The organism is Metabacillus mangrovi, from assembly GCF_009711125.1.
GTDB lineage: Bacteria > Bacillota > Bacilli > Bacillales > Bacillaceae > Metabacillus_B > Metabacillus_B mangrovi.
This window is the reverse complement of sequence record NZ_WMIB01000001.1, coordinates 73,776-89,641: the sequence shown is the minus strand read 5'-3', so window position 1 is coordinate 89,641 and position 15,866 is coordinate 73,776. Positions and strand designations below refer to the sequence as shown.

At 46.8% G+C, this 15,866-nt stretch carries 20 protein-coding genes; 4 read left to right on the top strand and 16 right to left on the bottom strand.

Translation table 11 applies throughout. The features are described from left to right. Both parE and GKZ89_RS00460 read right to left on the bottom strand, forming a co-directional pair. Positions 1–1,965: a DNA topoisomerase IV subunit B gene (gene parE / locus GKZ89_RS00465; protein ID WP_155110423.1), complete on the bottom strand. Its 1,965-nt coding sequence runs from the start codon at positions 1,963–1,965 to the stop codon at positions 1–3. Between the two features lie 306 nt (positions 1,966–2,271). After that, complete coding sequence (locus tag GKZ89_RS00460) at positions 2,272–2,682, bottom strand: CoA-binding protein (RefSeq protein WP_155110422.1); 411 nt, start codon at positions 2,680–2,682, stop codon at positions 2,272–2,274. 151 nt (positions 2,683–2,833) lie between these two features. On the opposite strand from GKZ89_RS00460, the gene plsY reads away from it, so the two are divergent. Together plsY and GKZ89_RS00450 are read left to right on the top strand one after the other, a co-directional pair. Then, positions 2,834–3,427, top strand: coding sequence for a glycerol-3-phosphate 1-O-acyltransferase PlsY (plsY, locus tag GKZ89_RS00455; RefSeq protein ID WP_155110421.1), 594 nt, complete (start codon positions 2,834–2,836; stop codon positions 3,425–3,427). 116 nt (positions 3,428–3,543) lie between these two features. Beyond that, on the top strand, positions 3,544–4,665 hold the full coding sequence (locus GKZ89_RS00450) for a CapA family protein (protein WP_162356310.1): 1,122 nt from the start codon (positions 3,544–3,546) through the stop codon (positions 4,663–4,665). A 12-nt stretch (positions 4,666–4,677) separates the two neighbouring features. On the opposite strand, the gene GKZ89_RS00445 is transcribed toward GKZ89_RS00450, so the two are convergent. From GKZ89_RS00445 to GKZ89_RS00415, 7 genes are all read right to left on the bottom strand, one after another. Next, positions 4,678–5,316, bottom strand: a complete 639-nt coding sequence (locus tag GKZ89_RS00445) for a response regulator (protein ID WP_162356309.1) — start codon at positions 5,314–5,316, stop codon at positions 4,678–4,680. Next, positions 5,313–6,362, bottom strand: coding sequence for a sensor histidine kinase (locus GKZ89_RS00440; protein WP_155110419.1), 1,050 nt, complete (start codon positions 6,360–6,362; stop codon positions 5,313–5,315). The genes GKZ89_RS00445 and GKZ89_RS00440 overlap by 4 nt, the downstream gene beginning before the upstream one ends. Further along, a complete protein-coding gene (gene liaF, locus GKZ89_RS00435; protein ID WP_155110418.1) occupies positions 6,359–7,126 on the bottom strand; it encodes a cell wall-active antibiotics response protein LiaF in 768 nt (255 codons plus the stop codon). The genes GKZ89_RS00440 and liaF overlap by 4 nt, the downstream gene beginning before the upstream one ends. 32 nt (positions 7,127–7,158) lie before the next feature. Continuing rightward, on the bottom strand, positions 7,159–7,800 hold the full coding sequence (locus GKZ89_RS00430; protein ID WP_155110417.1) for a PspA/IM30 family protein: 642 nt from the start codon (positions 7,798–7,800) through the stop codon (positions 7,159–7,161). A 12-nt stretch (positions 7,801–7,812) separates the two neighbouring features. Further along, positions 7,813–8,160, bottom strand: coding sequence for a lmo0954 family membrane protein (locus GKZ89_RS00425; protein ID WP_155110416.1), 348 nt, complete (start codon positions 8,158–8,160; stop codon positions 7,813–7,815). Between the two features lie 241 nt (positions 8,161–8,401). After that, complete coding sequence (locus GKZ89_RS00420; RefSeq protein WP_155110415.1) at positions 8,402–9,031, bottom strand: class F sortase; 630 nt, start codon at positions 9,029–9,031, stop codon at positions 8,402–8,404. Beyond that, the gene (locus GKZ89_RS00415; RefSeq protein WP_155110414.1) at positions 9,006–9,812 is read right to left on the bottom strand and encodes a DUF4397 domain-containing protein; all 807 of its coding nucleotides are present in this window, start codon (positions 9,810–9,812) and stop codon (positions 9,006–9,008) included. The genes GKZ89_RS00420 and GKZ89_RS00415 overlap by 26 nt, the downstream gene beginning before the upstream one ends. 242 nt (positions 9,813–10,054) lie before the next feature. On the opposite strand from GKZ89_RS00415, the gene GKZ89_RS00410 reads away from it, so the two are divergent. Then, positions 10,055–10,354 carry a HesB/YadR/YfhF family protein gene (locus GKZ89_RS00410; protein WP_155110413.1) on the top strand — a complete coding sequence of 100 codons (300 nt, stop codon included), beginning with the start codon at positions 10,055–10,057 and terminating at the stop codon, positions 10,352–10,354. Here GKZ89_RS00410 and GKZ89_RS00405 read toward each other — a convergent pair. The 7 genes from GKZ89_RS00405 to acnA form a co-directional block, all read right to left on the bottom strand. Continuing rightward, on the bottom strand, positions 10,351–10,665 hold the full coding sequence (locus GKZ89_RS00405; RefSeq protein ID WP_155110412.1) for a hypothetical protein: 315 nt from the start codon (positions 10,663–10,665) through the stop codon (positions 10,351–10,353). The two genes, GKZ89_RS00410 and GKZ89_RS00405, sit on opposite strands and share 4 nt — an antisense overlap. Then, positions 10,665–11,090 carry an acyl-CoA thioesterase gene (locus GKZ89_RS00400; protein WP_155110411.1) on the bottom strand — a complete coding sequence of 142 codons (426 nt, stop codon included), beginning with the start codon at positions 11,088–11,090 and terminating at the stop codon, positions 10,665–10,667. The genes GKZ89_RS00405 and GKZ89_RS00400 overlap by 1 nt, the downstream gene beginning before the upstream one ends. Positions 11,091–11,329: 239 nt before the next feature. Further along, a complete protein-coding gene (gene tlp, locus GKZ89_RS00395; protein ID WP_155110410.1) occupies positions 11,330–11,560 on the bottom strand; it encodes a small acid-soluble spore protein Tlp in 231 nt (76 codons plus the stop codon). A gap of 4 nt (positions 11,561–11,564) precedes the next feature. After that, positions 11,565–11,708 carry an acid-soluble spore protein N gene (locus GKZ89_RS00390; protein ID WP_155110409.1) on the bottom strand — a complete coding sequence of 48 codons (144 nt, stop codon included), beginning with the start codon at positions 11,706–11,708 and terminating at the stop codon, positions 11,565–11,567. A 55-nt stretch (positions 11,709–11,763) separates the two neighbouring features. Then, positions 11,764–11,949: an FbpB family small basic protein gene (locus tag GKZ89_RS00385; protein ID WP_164502869.1), complete on the bottom strand. Its 186-nt coding sequence runs from the start codon at positions 11,947–11,949 to the stop codon at positions 11,764–11,766. A 10-nt stretch (positions 11,950–11,959) separates the two neighbouring features. Then, entirely contained in the window at positions 11,960–12,469 is a 510-nt protein-coding gene (locus tag GKZ89_RS00380; RefSeq protein ID WP_155110407.1) for a TlpA family protein disulfide reductase, read from the bottom strand. 117 nt (positions 12,470–12,586) lie between these two features. Beyond that, positions 12,587–15,307 carry an aconitate hydratase AcnA gene (gene acnA / locus GKZ89_RS00375; protein ID WP_155110406.1) on the bottom strand — a complete coding sequence of 907 codons (2,721 nt, stop codon included), beginning with the start codon at positions 15,305–15,307 and terminating at the stop codon, positions 12,587–12,589. A 241-nt stretch (positions 15,308–15,548) separates the two neighbouring features. Here acnA and sspO point away from each other — a divergent pair, with 241 nt between their 5' ends. Beyond that, positions 15,549–15,698, top strand: a complete 150-nt coding sequence (gene sspO / locus GKZ89_RS00370) for a small acid-soluble spore protein SspO (protein WP_155110405.1) — start codon at positions 15,549–15,551, stop codon at positions 15,696–15,698. The last annotated feature ends 168 nt before the right edge of the window (positions 15,699–15,866 follow it).

The following is a 15,866-nucleotide window of genomic DNA, read 5'->3' as shown; positions in this document are numbered from 1 at the left end:
TTATTCCTCCACCAAAGCCGACAGATTTTCATTTTCCAGAATGTTGCTTTCGTCCTCAAGACCAAACGCCACATTGCGTTCGATCCATTTTCTGCGGGGCTCGACTTTGTCCCCCATCAGGGTGGTCACCCTGCGCTCCGCTCTTGCCGCATCATCGATCCTTACACGGATCAGCGTGCGTGTCTCAGGGTTCATCGTCGTCTCCCACAGCTGATCGGCGTTCATCTCCCCAAGTCCTTTATAGCGCTGGATCATGGTCCCGCGCCCGACCCGCTTCTGAACGGCTTTCAGCTCTTCATCCGACCATGCATATTCTGCAACTTCTTTCTTGCCGGTCCCTTTGCTGATTTTGTATAAAGGCGGCAGGGCGATAAATATTTTGCCCGCTTCAATAAGAGGCTTCATGTAGCGGTAAAAGAAGGTAAGCAGCAGTACCTGAATATGCGCTCCGTCCGTATCGGCATCGGTCATGATGACGATTTTGTCGTAGTTGATATCCTCCAACATGAACTCAGCGCCGACACCGCCGCCGATCGCATGGATGATCGTGTTGATTTCCTCGTTTTTAAAGATGTCCTGCAGCTTTGCTTTTTCCGTGTTGATGACTTTACCTCTGAGCGGGAGAACAGCCTGAAATTTCCGGTCCCGGCCCTGCTTGGCGGACCCTCCTGCCGAGTCTCCCTCTACAAGATACAATTCGTTCCGCTGCGGATTCCGCGACTGTGCAGGTGTCAGCTTTCCACTCAGCGATGTTTCAGAGCGCTTTCTTTTTTTCCCGCTTCTCGCCTCTTCACGTGCCTTGCGGGCTGCTTCTCTGGCCTGGTAGGCTTTAATCGCCTTTCTTGTGAGCAAGGTGCTGATATCCGGGTTTTCTTCCAGAAAGTAGGCCAGATGCTCGGATACGATCGAGTCAACCGCGGATCTCGCTTCGCTCGTTCCAAGCTTGCCCTTTGTCTGTCCCTCAAACTGAAGGAGTTCCTCCGGTATGCGGACGGAAATAATGGCTGCCAGGCCTTCGCGTATATCAGAGCCTTCAAGATTTTTATCCTTATCCTTAAGCAGACCGGCTTTGCGGGCATACTCATTGAACGCACGGGTCATCGCCGTCTTGGCGCCTGCTTCATGTGTTCCGCCGTCTTTTGTGCGGACGTTGTTCACAAATGAAAGAATGTTATCAGAGTACCCATCGTTAAACTGGAAAGCAAATTCTGCTTCAATTCCATTTTGGGTCCCTTCAAATGACACGACCGGGTTAAGCGCGTCTTTCTCTTCATTTAAATATTCTACAAAAGCTTCAATTCCTGTCTCATACAGATACGTTTCCTCAAGATGGTCCCTGTCGTCCTTGAGCTGAATCTTAAAGCCTTTAAGCAGAAAAGCGGATTCCCGCAGCCGTTCACTGAGCGTTTCAAAGTTATAGACGGTGGCACTGAATATGAGAGGGTCCGGCTTAAAGTGGATCGTGGTTCCGGTCCGGTTGGTCTTCCCCTTCTTTTCCAGCGTGGAGACCGGCTTCCCGCCTTTTTCAAACCGCTGTTCATAGATCGTACCGTCCCGGCAGATTGTAACCGTGAGCCATTCAGAGAGCGCATTTACGACGGACGCCCCAACCCCATGCAGTCCTCCGCTTGTCTTATAACCGCCCTGGCCGAATTTTCCTCCGGCGTGAAGGACGGTAAGAATGATTTCAGGTGTGGGCTTTCCCATTTTATGCATGCCCGTCGGCATGCCGCGCCCCTTATCTTTAACAGATATACTGTTGTCTTTGTGAATGGTGACGATAATCTCATCCCCGTAGCCTGCCAATGCCTCATCGACTGAATTGTCGACGATTTCATAGACAAGGTGATGGAGGCCTCTAGTGTCCGTGCTTCCAATATACATGCCCGGCCGCTTGCGGACCGCTTCAAGGCCCTCGAGCACCTGTATCGCATCATCGTTGTAATCAAATTGCTGCTTAGCCAAAGACTTGTACTCCTTTCAAACATTCGCAATCAAAATGGGAACGTGTGTTTCTATATTGTACCGTAAACCTTGTTTGAATGACAAGGTTTAGCGGATACGACTGATGCATACGTTCATTTGCACTCCTTAAACAATTAGAAAAATTTTCATGAAAGGAATGCGTCCAAGCACTATTTTATCTTTTCCGCAGTAATTCGCAAACCTAATTTTGTCAGAAGGACGTTTTTTTTTAGAAAGATGGAGGATAATTGGAAGGTTTTGAAGAGGATTCCCTTAAAAGGGGCCCTGCTGTACAGGCCCCTTTGTTTACTTTGTTATCGCATGCTCGACCTTAATACAGCGGTCCATAATGACTGTATATCCCTTCTCTTTCAGCATCCGGTATGTTTCTTCATGAACGACACCGAGCTGCGACCAGAAAATCTTTGCATCGATCTCCAGAAAATCCTCTGCCACTTCCGGAAGAAATTCAGATCGCCTGAACACATTCACAATATCGACAGGTCCTTTAATGCTTTTTAAGTCCGGAACAGCCGGAACTCCGAGAGATTCCTTGATCGTGGGATTAACAGGAATGATTTCATAGCCTGCAGCTTGCATGGCTTCGCTGACCATGTATGAAGTACGGCCCGGATCATCTGACAGTCCGACGACCGCTATGCGCTTGTTTTCCTTCAGAAGCCTTCCAATTTCTTCCCTCGACGGATTTTCAATCATTCTGCACACTCCTTTTCTTTTTATCTTATAGGCTGCATGCACAGACCGCAACTGTTCCGGGCCGGAAGAATTTTTAAGGGACAGTAGTTGAAAGGCTTCTGTCATGATAAACTAGTAACAAAAACAAGCATGCGGGTAAAGGAGTTCGTCCATGATTATTGTACTTATTGTTATTATTGCTTATTTGCTCGGTTCCATTCCCTCCGGTCTGATTGTCGGCAAAGCGGGATACGGGATTGATATCCGCGAGCACGGAAGCGGGAATCTCGGGGGAACCAACACCTTCCGGACACTCGGTGTCAAAGCAGGTCTGATCGTTACCATTTCTGATATCCTTAAAGGCACGGCCGCCGCATCCGTTCCGCTGTGGTTCGGCAGCAGCTTCCATCCGCTGCTCGCAGGAATCGTTGCTGTGATCGGCCATATGTACCCGGTCTTCGCAAGGTTCAAGGGCGGCAAGGCCGTTGCTACCTCAGGCGGTGTTCTTTTGTTCTATGCACCAGTGCTCTTTATTACGATGCTCGCATTCTTTTTCGTCCTTCTTCTGGCAACAAGATATGTATCTCTCTCGTCCATGATGTCAGGACTGTATGCTGTCGTATTCTCCATTTTTCTCGGGAATATGTGGCTGATCATCATGACCTCAGTCATGACAGCGTTTGTGATCTACCGGCACAGGGCGAACATCAGCAGAATCCGCAACGGCACAGAACCAAAGGTGAAGTTTGGGAAAAAAGCGGTATAATACGTATTGAGCTGTCCATTTCATCTGGACAGCTTATTAAAATTCTCTTTTGTTTTCCTCGCTGTTCAGCTATGCTGAGAGCAGGATAAAGATTCTATTGATAAGGATGCATGAAGATGAAAAAGAAATCCATACTTACAGTTGTTACCGCTTTCACCGTTGCTGCAGGGGCAGGCTCAGCATACTTTCTTTTGGGGAACGAAACTTCAGGCTCCCCCCGGTCTGCTGAAAATAATCCGGAACATGAAGTCACACTCACGGAAAAATCATTTGCCTCAAAGGCTGAGCTTACGGCCGCCGGGGACTTTTTAATCCATAAGCCGCTCTACACAGATGCATTTACGGGGACAAGCTATGATTTTAACCCCATGTTTGAGGAGGTCCGAACCATTTTCGAAGAATCGGACGCAGCTTATATCAACCAGGAGTCGATTCTTGGCGGTGAAGCTCTTGGCCTTTCTTCCTACCCTTCATTTAATTCACCTCATGAGGCTGGAGATGCCCTTCTGAACGCAGGGATGGATGTCATGAATATGGCAAACAACCACACACTGGACAAGGGATCGAGAGGAGTGCTAAGCGCGATCCGCTACTACGAGGACCGCAATGTTCTCTACACAGGGGCCTATAAAAATGAAAGGGACCAGCTGACACCAAGAGTCCTTAACCGGAATGGGATCCGGTTTGGATTCCTCTCCTACACATACGGCACAAACGGGATTCCAGTGCCTGAAGGAATGCCCTATCTCGTTAATTTGATCGATGCTGAAAAGATGAAAAAAGACATCCGTGAAATGAGAGAACTTGCTGATTTTGTCATTGTTAGCGCCCACTGGGGGCTGGAGTATGAACGGTTTCCGAATGGAGAACAGAAAAGCCTGGCAGCCATGCTTGCCAATGAGGGAGCGAATGTGATTATCGGCCACCATCCCCACGTGCTGCAGCCGATGGAATGGATCACGGCTAAAAGCGGCAAAAAAACATTGGTGATCTATTCACTTGGAAACTTTCTCTCTGGACAGGAGGGAGATTATAAAGACATTGGAGGGATTGCAAAGCTCACCTTCTACAAAAAAATCTCCGGGGATAAAAGAGATCTTCAAATAGGAGAACCCGGCTTTATCCCGACCATCGTCACTCACTCCAATAAGAGCAATTACAAGGTCCGCATTTTGAAAAATGTAGACCCTGAGCTTGATGATTCTATAAAAAAACACGTCCTTACCACAAAAAAATGAGCCGTCAGCGGCTCATTTTTCATGGATCAGATCATTTTTGAATGCATAGATAACAGCCTGTGTCCGATCATGGACCTCAAGTTTGCCCAGAATGTTGCTGACATGCACTTTAACGGTCTTCAATGCGATAAACAGCTCATCCGCCATTTCCTGATTGGACTTCCCTTGTGCCATCAAAAGAAGGATCTCCATTTCCCTTGCTGTCAGTTCGTCATGCAGGGCAGAACGGTCCGGCTGTCTCATCCGCTGCATCATCTTCCCCGTTACCTCCGGCTCGAGAACAGACTGGCCCCGGTAGGTTTCCCGGATCGCACGGGCGATCTCCACCGCTTTTGATGTCTTCAGCATGTAGCTGGATGCTCCTGCCTCTAGAGCAGGATAAACTTTTTCATCGTCCAGAAAGCTTGTGACAATGATGATTTTAGCCTCTGGCCAATCCTGTATGATTTTCCTGGTGGATTCAATTCCATCCATTTCTTTCATCACGAGATCCATCAGGATAATATCGGGTCTCAGCTGAAGAGCCAGCTCATAAGCCTGTAAACCATCCTCTGCCTCTCCTATGATCTCTATATCTGACTGAGCATTTAAATATGAAGAAACTCCGATCCTGACCATTTCATGATCATCTGCAAACAATACGCGAATCACGATTTTCCCCCTCCTGAATCCCCGTCCAGCAGCGGGATGCGCACTTCAAGCCGCGTCCCCTTATTCGGAAGACTGACGATCTTAACCATTCCGCCAAGCTCCGCTGCCCGGTCTTTACTATTCTGAAGCCCATAGGACCCCGCTTTTGTTTTTCCGATATCAAACCCGATCCCGTCATCCGAAATCCGCAGGATCGCGAGGTCTTCTCTTTTAATCAGCAGAACATCAAGCTGTTCAGCCTTAGCGTGCCTTAATGTATTGGAGACGGATTCCTGCAGAATACGGAACAGGTGGTCTTCCACCCCTTTAGGCAGCTGAAACGGCTCAAGCTTCCAGCTGACATTCAGCGGAACTCTGTGTACCAGCTCTGACAGCAGTTCCTCGATTCCTTCTTTTAAACTTTTTCCCTTTAGAGCTGCGGGACGGAGATGAAGAAGCAGAGCTCTCATTTCCAGCTGTGATTGATGAATGGTCTCTTCGGCCATTTTTAATGGTTTATGTATCGCTTCGGGGATCTCCTCGTTCTCATTTATCGCAGACATCAGCATGGAAGCTGCAAAAAGCTGCTGGCTGACTGAATCGTGCAGTTCGCGGGCCAGACGCTGGCGCTCTAGAGATACCATGGCCTGCACTTGTTTTTCATGATTTTCGGCTCTTTCATTTGCTGTTTTCTGAAAAATTTTGATCTGTTCAGTCTGCTGCTTATTCAATTTCCCCAGCCGGTCCCATATCTGCTGCAGCTCCGGTGCGGCCGGCTTCTCGGTGAAAGTGTTCGTATGGCGTCCCGCTTCAAGCTCAGACAAGAAGGAAATGATCATTTTAAACTGTTTTTTCATACCGAGACCGGTGATCAATCCGAAAACGGATCCAATCATCAGGCATAAAATCAGCGCGAAAAGGATGAACGGCAAATCCGCTATCTCTTTTTCCCATAGAATGGACCAGTTATCAGGAGGAAAAGCAAAAAACCATAACGTAAAAAGTGCAATAAAAAGCATAAAGGAAAGCAAAGCGCCCATAAAAACAGAACGGATCCATGTACTCATTTGCGCCTCACCTCGAGATCACCCGTCAAAAGAGATGTGCAGATTTTGATCTTCTCCTTTGCTTCCAGGTATCCTTCCGTCTGCAGGTTGATCGTGCAATTCAGCTTTCTCGGCTCCTGATAATCCAGAACATTTACTGCACCTGCTGCTACTGAATGCTTTAGAGAGACTTCTGCATCATAAGGGATAAAAATCTGAATGTTGCCGATAAAACCGCGGATAAAAATAACGGCCTCTCCTTTAGGCAGCACAGTATTGGTCAAATCGATTACCGTGTCCCCAACACCTGTCTGTATATTGATATCCTTCCATTCATAAACCTCTTCAGGGGTCTGCTGAGTTCCGAACAGAATGTTCTTCATGAGCGGGGCTTCTATAACCATTCCATGGTCTTCTTTCTTTTCAAGAACGATCGGCTGCTCTGGTTTTATGACCTTTGGATTTTTCTGATTCTGGATATATTTATAGATGGTATAAACGAGGATGGCGATCAGCAAAAATTTGAATGCTGCTGTGTTCAGCAGAGTGAGTGTAAAGAAAAAAATTCCGGACCAGAATAGGATTTTCCCTTTCGTACGCGGCATTTTTTTTCTGCCAAAATAAATACCGGCGATGGTCACCAGCAGAAAAAACACCGTTCCCCCGTCATGAAGCGTGAATTCGAGAACCAATAGGGCGACCCCGATGAGAAGGAACAAGTTGATCGTTTCTGTCTTTAATTGATTGAAAATAGCGGCCGCCTCCCTATCGTAAAAAAGGCGCAATCCTGCGCCTCTTTTTAGAATACCACGTTTAATCAGGATGAAGCATTTGTTTTTTGCTCATTTAATTGCTTCTGGAGCTCTTCTGTTCTTGCATCGATCGTGTTGCGGTAATAGTCAGTCTGAACCTTGTATTCGATCCGGTCGATGTAGCGTTCCATCTCAGCAAACCGGTCAGAGGATGCGACATCTTCCCTGCGCAGTACTTTGTCCATTTTGTATTGGGCACGTGCAGTATTTTCGCGGCCCATCAGATCCATTCTCCGTAAATGCATATCCTTCAACTTGTGTTTCATTTCCTCATACTTATGTTCGAGGGTAACCAGCTGGCTAGAGGCTTCTTCCAGAGAATGCGCCAAACGCTCTCCCCGTTCTGCATAATGTTTATGCTCCCTCTCTGCGAAGGTGATCAAATCAGCCTCCCCTGCCTGGCGGGCAATTTCCGCCTGCTGCTTCCGTTTTTCAGCCATTCTTAGTGCATCCTGAAGCTCTCTTTGAAATTCATCCTTCAATTTATACTGTCTTTCCACAAGTGCTCTGACTTTTTCCGTTTCTTTCTCACATTCTCTTAAGTACTGATTCAGCATGGAAATTGGATTTTTCTCTTCCTTGTGATCAAGCAGTTCATGCAGATCGGCAGAGATGCTGTCTTTCATTCTCGTAAATAAGTTGCTCATCGTTTAATCCCCTCACTTGGTTTGATTGATTTCGTTCCATTGCCGTTCAAAATTGTCAAATGGATCTGTTGAGCGATGCTCTTTTTTACTGGTTCCTTTTAAACGTTTAACAACTTTAAGCAGTCCATACAAAGCTGCGATTCCTATGATCGCCGGCAGGTTGGCTGCCGAAGCGCTTAGGGCAATCAAGCCTGCTGCAGCCCAGAAAATTTTCATTCCGGTTGAATCTGTCTTCACAAAACCTTTCCATGCGAAGTATAATAGGACAGCACTGGCCGCAAGGCCGATCATATGCCCGGTGCTTGCGAGCAGCACGATCCCAAGAAAAATGGCTGCCGCGATTAATCCCGCTTTTCTCATGTTCTCAGCTCCTTTCTTTCATGTTTTTAGCTTACCTTCATCTGCATTTATCCATAAGGAGCCAGCGCCATATTTTCATATAAGCCTTGGGGCTTAACGATCGGTAAGCTCTTTGCGCAGTTGGTTCGATTTCTTTGCTGACGATTTAGTTATTTATTGATTATTTAGAACATAGTTTATTTAGATATTTGTGTTGGAACAGAAAAAACCCCTTCTTCAGCAGGAAGAAGGGGGTTTTTCATTATTTTTTCAGCTTCGAGTATATAACGAGTCGCTCAAGGTGCGTTTTTTTGCTCCGGTCAAACTCCCCTGTACAAGTAATCAGATTCAGCCGGGTTTCCCGGTCCGCTCCAAAGATTTCGTGAAGCGGCGCCTCTTCATAGGGATATGCCGCTGCTTTTTCTACTGTAAAAGTTAAGGTTTCTCCGGAGCTGCTTTTGATCAGGATTTCATCACCCTTTTGAAGTTCCTTCAAACGGTAAAATACAGATGGGCCTGTTTTGCTGTCTACATGCCCGGCGATCACAGCATTCCCTGCATCTCCGGGTTTAGCTCCATTCTCAAACCATGCTGTATTCTCATCCTTTTTAGGGACATCCATCGAACCGTCTGCCAGCAATCCCGCTTGTTCCACAGCTGCTTTCACTCCGATTTCCGGAATTTCGAGTTGAGCAGGAATCACTCCCTCGCTCTCCACCTTCTCCACCTTTTTAGAAGCAGTGTCGTCTGAAGAGGCGCTCTGCATGACAGGAGGCTTTTCAATCCGGGCTTCCTCCCGCTTTTCAGCCTGCTCGCTCTGCGCACTGCAGCCTGCAAGCAAAAGGAATGCGATAATCAGAATGAGCTTACTGGGCGCTTTTCTTTTTGCCATAGATCATCAGCGCACCCAGCAGTACTGCACCCATTCCAGCAGCTGCCCAAGGGGCTGCTGAGCCACTGCTCTCAGATGCTCCTCCCATTCCTGTTTTAGGCATTCCGGACGGCATCATTGGATCTTCAAGGACAATTGCATCCAGCGCAGGTTCTTTTTCAAGAAAACCGACCGCCAGAACCGTATACGTCATGTTTTCTTTCAGCTCTGTACCGGAAAGATCAAGGACGGAATCCATTGTACCAGCCGGGCGAACTTCAAGGTCATAGCTTCCAGGGTCTACTTCCATATATTCTGTTACACCGGAAAATTCAGCACCGGCAAACAGCGCATCTTCACCTTTAATCCCTACATCAACAGCTGGTGCATCTGGAGAAAAGTGGCCAACGCGCACTTTGGATTTTCCGTTTGTCGTCATTGTATCGTCATTGAGGACCTTTAATTCAAGGTTATCCAATGTATTGATCGCGGCAGCTGTATACATCTTGCCAGCCTCCACTGTCAAATCAGCACTGATAACTGGTTTCCCTTCATCTGCTGTACCTGCTGCGAAAATTTCTACTTTATGTTCCCCTGCAGGAACTGCCATAAAATCAGTTGCTGCTTTAAACTCAGCTCCTTCGACAACTACGTCACCATTAACTGCTACATCTACTGCAGGTGCATCGGGGGAAGCATGAACGATACGAACCATCGCCTCTTTGGATTGCGCCGCAGAAGCAGCAGAATTCCCTAGTAAAGCAAAAATAAACGCAATTGCCAGCATACTGATTTTTTTCATGTACTGTCTCTCCCTTTAGTTTATTTGGTCAGCAGATAAATCCTGGACGGCCCTCCCTTCGACATCTTCTATACAAAATGTATACAATTACTATATGTTTCGTCAAAAGATAACCTTCTTTTGAGCACATCGCTTTTACTTTAGTGATTATTTAGCACAATGTTTATTTTAATTTGAAGGGTATTTTTTGCTGAACGCCTCTAAAATCGCTTATAATGGATGGGGAAGAAAGGAGTGCTGGCATGAAGATTAAAATGAATGATGACGCTGCTAAGTGGTATAAGGATGAACTGCATCTTGACGCTGGAGACTCCGTTCGGTTTTTTGTGAGATACGGCGGCTCCAGCACGATCCAAAAGGGGTTTAGCCTTGGGGTTGTACAGGAGAACAAAGAGGAAGCCGGTGCTTCTGCTGAAGCATGCGGGATTGAGTTCTTCGTAAGCGAGCAGGATCTCTGGTATTTTGACGGCAATGATCTTTTGATAAAGTTTGATGAAGACAATAACGAACCGGTCTTTGACTACGAAAAAACCGCAGATTAATCTGCGGTTTTTTTGAGTTTGAATTTATGGATGATGTCGTTTCTTCCGTAATGTTCGAGCACTTTTATCTGTATAGCACCCATCAGATCGTAATGAGGATAGCTGCTGCGCCTGTCAATCCACTTTTCATCCAGGCCGAAACGGTTTCCCCACTCTGCGAGCTTACCTAGATCCCTGCACCCTGCTTTCGTAACGGCATGTGAGTGCGGGAAACGTTCATCCTTCCAAAAATGGGTCAGGAGCGCCACCTCGCCGTCGGCGACTTTCTTTTTCCATTCTTCTATTTCGGCCTTCGTGATTCCAAAAGCCATCAGTTCCTGTTTTCAGCGGCATTTTTATAAGCAGCGTCCCAGTCTGGAAAGTATTTGCGGATGTTGATCGGCTTAAACGAATCCTTTTTTACGCACACATGCGAAGAATGTGCTTTTAGTGCAAGTTCTCCGTCGGGTGTAAACATTTCATACCCGTAAACTACCCGTACGCCTGAATATTCACTGACCCACGTATGTATGGTTGCTTTTTCTCCATATTTCAATGGCTTCTTATAATCCACAGTAAGACTGGTGACAGGAGACAGAATTCCTTCTTCCTCCATCCTCGCATATGAAAAACCGAGGTCCTCAATCAGCTTTGTTCTGCCCAGCTCCATCCAGACTAAGTAATTGGCGTGGTACACGATGCCCATTTGGTCTGTTTCTGCATAGCGGACCTGCACTTCTGTATTTGATGTAAACATGCTGTTCTCTCCTAACTGTACGTTCATGCCCTTTATTTTATCATGCAGAATAGCACCCGGCAAAAAGCACGGTCTTTACTGTTTATTTAGAACATAGTTTATTTACTTCTCGAAGCGTTTCCCTTTTCCATGCTGATTTTGTTGCACGGAAATTCAGGCCGTACCGCTCCTCAGCGAAAATGACCGGCTGCGGCCATGAATGGGAAAAACCGGCCGGAGCCGGTTTTTTCCATTCGGACTTATTTATATCCGTTCTCGCGAGCTTGTGCTTCATCTTTAATTTCTGCTCTCATCGCATTGATGGAATCCTCGCGGCGTTTGTTTTTCTCTTCAATAAGGCTGCGTTCTTCTTCTGTCGCAATTCCCATCGTTTCATGTGATTTCTCGATGTTTTCGATTGTGTTCTGCACCATATCCTGCAGCTTCTCTACATTATCGGAACGGTCGTCCGGGTTCGCTTTATAGCCCATCGTTTTACTCTCCCTTCGTCTGGATCACTTGAGGATGCTGGTTCGATTTATCCTGCATCTGCTTCCCTTTGTTGCCGCCAAAGCTTCTCGATTTCGTACCGATATGATCGGGGTTGAACTGGCTTTGTTTTTTATTGGAATTGGTCATAAAAAAAGCCTCCTTCCGGCTCTTATTTTGTCCGGGAGGAGGTCTTTTCATGAGTTTATTTTTCTTCTTTGTAGCGCTGCTCGAGTCTCTCTTCAATCTTATCCAGAAAAGCGGCATCCTTCAACAGCGCTTTCTTATTTTCGGAAACCAGCTCGTCAAATGACAATTTCCTGATTTTTCGCAAGGATCCTGCACCTCCATATGTATTAGCGACAGTATTGTCCGATTTTTCGCTTTTCATACGGAGAATGTCAAGATTGGGCAAACTCTTCAAGCGTTTTCTGATCTGCGATTCCGCGGTGGATTTTTTTGATAACCCCATTTTCATCGAGAAAATAGCTGGTCGGGTAGCTGAAAACTTTATAGTCGCTCAACACATCGGTCTCCCGGTCCAGTAAAACAGGGAAGTCCATCGCATTTGATTTGACGAAATTCTGAACCGTGCTTTCATTTGCTTCTGAAACCGTATAATTGACAGCCAGAATAACCAGATCACCTTCATATTTCTCTGCAATCTTTTTTAATTCAGGGATTTCTTTCCTGCACGGCCCGCACCACGTTGCCCAGAAGTTCACGATCACCTTCTTCCCTTCGTACCCCGAAAGGCTGGCGGTTGTTCCGTCTAAAAGCGGCAAAGTAAAATCAGGTGCTTTGTTGCCTTCTTCGACTCCCACCGACGGTTCCTCAGGCCACAGCAGCTGCCAGACTGCCGCTGAAGCGAGAATAAGCAAAATGATAACAGCGGCTGCTCTTTTCAACATGGCTGTTCCCCTTTCAAAAGCATCTCTCTATATAGATATGCTTTTATTTTACTGTAAAAACCAAAAAAGGGACAACATCAAAAAAGGCAGCCATTCCGGCTGCCTTTTCCGTCTGCATTATGCTTTCAGCTTGCCGCGGAGAACCATTGGCAGGATTCCGCCGTGACGGTAGTAGTCGATCTCCACTTCACTGTCAAATCGGACGAGTACTTCGAACTCAAGTGAACTGCCGTTTTCATCTGTAGCACGCACTTTAACGTAGTCACGCGGCTTTACAGATTCTCCGATGCTCACTTCGAATACTTCTTTGCCTGTCAGGCCAAGAGATTCTGCACTGTCTCCATCTTTGAACTGCAGCGGGAGAACACCCATCAGGACAAGGTTGCTTCTGTGAATCCGCTCATAGCTTTCTGCAATGACCATTTTGATTCCAAGCAAAGTAGTTCCTTTGGCTGCCCAGTCACGGGAGCTGCCCATGCCGTAATCTTTGCCGGCAAGCACCGCAAGACCAGTACCATCCTGCTTATACTTCATGCATGCCTCGTAAATGGACGTAACTTCGCCTGTAGGCCAGTATGTGGTATAACCGCCTTCTGTACCAGGCGCAATCTGATTGCGGATCCGGATATTGGCGAACGTTCCGCGCATCATAACTTCGTGATTTCCGCGGCGGGAGCCGTAGGAGTTGAAATCTCTAGGCGACACGCCTTTTTCCTGAAGGTAGCGTCCAGCCGGTGTATCTTTTCCGATCGATCCTGCCGGTGAGATGTGGTCCGTTGTGACAGAGTCCCCGAACTTTCCTACTACACGAAGGCCTGTCAGCGGCTTAACCGTTCCCGGCTCAGGAGACATTCCTTCAAAGAAAGTAGGTGCCTGAATATAAGTTGAATTCTCATCCCACACATATTGGGCCTCATCTGTTGTTTCAATCTCGTTCCAGCGGGCATTATCGTCAAACACGCGGTTGTATTCTTTACGGAACAGCTCCGGTGTCACCGTTCTTGACACGACCTCTTTAATCTCCTCAGAAGTCGGCCAAATATCTTGGAAGAATACATCGCTGCCGTTCTGGTCTTTTCCGATCGGATCATTTTTAAGATCCACATCGACCGTACCAGCCAGCGCATAAGCTACGACTAGCGGTGGAGATGCAAGGTAGTTTCCTTTTACAAGAGGGTGGATACGCCCTTCAAAGTTCCGGTTTCCTGAGAGCACGGACGTGATCAGCAGGTCTGCATCAGCGACCGCTTTTTCGATTTCTTCAGCCAAAGGACCGGAGTTCCCGATGCAAGTCGTACAGCCATAGCCGACTGTATTGAAGCCAAGCTTTTCAAGATAAGGCATCAATCCGGAATTATCAAGATATCCCGTTACGACTTTCGAGCCTGGTGCGAGGGAAGTTTTCACATAAGCCGGCACCTGCAGTCCTTTTTCGACGGCTTTTTTCGCCACAAGGCCCGCACCGATCAATACATACGGATTAGACGTGTTCGTACAGCTCGTAATGGCCGCGATAGCAATCGCACCGGTTTTCATTACCGCTTCTTCGCCTGTTGCAAGCTTAACAGGCACTTGTTTATTTAAATCTTCTTCTGTCAGGCCGAACCCCTGATTCCCAAAAGGAGCGGAAAGCTGTTTATGGAAAGTCTCTCTCATTTCAGAAAGCGGGATTAGATCCTGCGGCCGTTTAGGGCCTGAAAGATTGGCTTCGATCTGGGAAAGATCAATCTCAACGACATCTGTGAAAATTGGATCTGCTTTATCCGGCGTGTAGAAAAGATCGTTTTCTTTGGAATAAGCTTCAACAAGGTCAATTTGATCCTCTTCGCGGCCTGTCAGACGAAGATAGTTCAATGTTTCTCCATCAACAGGGAAGAATCCGCATGTTGCACCGTATTCAGGAGCCATGTTCGCGATCGTCGCACGGTCAGCGAGCGGAAGCTCAGGAACCCCGGGACCATAAAACTCAACAAATTTGCCGACTACGCCCTTCTGGCGGAGGACTTGTGTAACTTTCAGAGCCAGATCCGTTGCAGTAGCACCCTGTGGAAGCTTGCCGGTAAGCTTGACGCCGATTACTTCCGGAACAGGGAAATAGGAAGGCTGGCCGAGCATTCCAGCTTCTGCTTCAATGCCCCCTACTCCCCATCCGAGAACTCCGATGCCGTTGATCATCGTCGTATGGGAATCTGTTCCGACGAGGGAATCCGGGTAGGCAAGCAGCTCAGAATCCTTCTGTGCAGCATGAACAACGTTTGCAAGATACTCAAGGTTGACCTGGTGAACGATTCCTGTTGCAGGCGGCACAGCACGGTAATTATCAAACGCTTTCTTCGCCCAGCTTAGGAATTTGTACCGTTCAGCATTCCGTTCGAATTCAAGGTCCATATTGAATTGAAGGGAATCTGCCGTCCCCGCTTTATCAACCTGTACAGAGTGGTCAATAACGAGATCCACATTGATTTCAGGGTTGATTTTATCAGGATCTCCACCCATCTCAGCCATTGCTTTACGAAGGGATGCAAGATCCACTACTGCCGGGACCCCTGTAAAGTCCTGAAGGATAACGCGGGAAGGCTTGAACGGAACGTCAATTTCCTTCTGCTCGCTCGTCCCCCATTTAGCAAGGTTTTCAACGTGTTCTTTCTTAATAACAAATCCATCTACCTGTCTGAGGACAGATTCGAGCAATACTTTAATGGAATAAGGAAGCTTAGTCACTTCACCGATTCCTGCGTCTTCAAGCGCTTTCAAAGAGTAATAGTTATACGTCTTTCCATTCAGGCTGAATGTTTTGCGTGCCTGAAATACATCTTGATTAGTCAATTGCTCCGTCATGTGTGTCTCCCCCTTAAAGCTGTGATCGGCAAAGGCCGAAAACGTTTGCGTTCATTGCATTGCACTTATACGTTTCAATATTAATACAACTTTATACATAAGTAAATATCAATGATGTTATCGAACATTATAAGATATCCTTATAGATTTAACTATTCTTCATTTTCCCAAAATAAGAAAATTTAATCCTTTGGATAATCCGCTATTACTGAGACATGTTAAAGGCGAGGAGGTGCAGGCAATGGCAAAAAGAAAGGCTAATCATATCATCGAAGGAATGAATGCAGCAGGTGCTCAGGGCACCGGTGCAGGCTATAATGAAGAAACCAGCAACGAGCCCCTTACTGCAGAGCAAAGACAAAACAATAAAAAACGGAAAAAGAACCAGTAACCTGAAGATATAAAAGAGTCTTTTTTCTAGCGTTTCTCCGTAAAAAAAGAAATAACGGCGTCTCAGACCGGCATTGCACCGGTCCAGAGAGCCGTTATTTCACGTATTTTATTTAGGTGTTTTCTTAAACCCTCCGCCCGCTAACAGCTTCTCCCCATCTGACGGAGG